This window comes from Actinomadura sp. NBRC 104412, from assembly GCF_030269515.1.
Classification (GTDB): domain Bacteria; phylum Actinomycetota; class Actinomycetes; order Streptosporangiales; family Streptosporangiaceae; genus Spirillospora.
Genome location: NZ_BSTM01000097.1, coordinates 1 through 925 on the forward strand (window position 1 = coordinate 1; position 925 = coordinate 925).

At 65.2% G+C, this 925-nt stretch carries 1 protein-coding gene; it reads left to right on the forward strand.

Features of this window, described 5'->3' with window-relative positions:
* Positions 1–925, forward strand: a 925-nt coding sequence (trxB, locus tag QSK21_RS35895) for a thioredoxin-disulfide reductase (RefSeq protein ID WP_285702219.1), incomplete at both ends; no start/stop codon positions are given.

Genomic DNA, 925 nt, shown 5'->3' on the forward strand with positions numbered 1-925 from the left:
TGAGCGACGTTCGGGACGTCATCGTGATCGGGTCGGGGCCTGCGGGGTACACCGCTGCGATCTATGCGGCTCGGGGTGAGTTGCGGCCGTTGGTGTTCGAGGGGTCGGTGACGGCGGGTGGGGCGTTGATGAACACCACGGATGTGGAGAATTTTCCGGGGTTTCCGGATGGGATCTTGGGTCCGGAGTTGATGGACAACCTGCGTAAGCAGGCTGAGCGGTTCGGTGCGGAGTTGGTGGCCGATGATGTGACGGGGGTGGATCTGCTGGCCGATCCGAAGGTGGTGCGGGTGGGTGAGCAGGTGTTCCGGGCGCGGGCGGTGATCGTGGCGACCGGGTCGGGGTATCGGGAGCTGGGGTTGCCGGAGGAGAAGCGGTTGTCGGGGCGTGGGGTGTCGTGGTGTGCGACCTGTGATGGGTTCTTTTTCCGTGATCAGGACATCGCGGTGGTGGGTGGGGGTGACACCGCGATGGAGGAGGCGATCTTTTTGACCAGGTTCGCCCGTTCGGTGACGGTGGTGCATCGGCGTGATCGGTTGCGTGCGAGCAGGATCATGCAGGAGCGGGCGTTGGGGAACGAGAAGATCGCTTTCCGGTGGAACAGTCAGGTGGTGGGGATCGAGGGGTCGGATCGGGTGACGGGGGTGCGGTTGCGTGATACGCGGTCGGGTGAGGAGTCGGGTCTGGCGGTGACGGGGGTGTTCATCGCGATCGGTCATGATCCGCGTAGTGGGTTGTTCGCGGGGCAGTTGGAGACCGATGCCGAGGGTTATGTGAAGGTGCAGGCTCCGACGACGCGGACGAGTGTGCCGGGGGTGTTCGCGTGTGGTGATGTGGTGGATCACCTCTATCGGCAGGCGGTCACGGCGGCGGGGACCGGTTGTGCGGCGGCGATCGACGCCGAACGCTGGCTCCAGGACCAGGA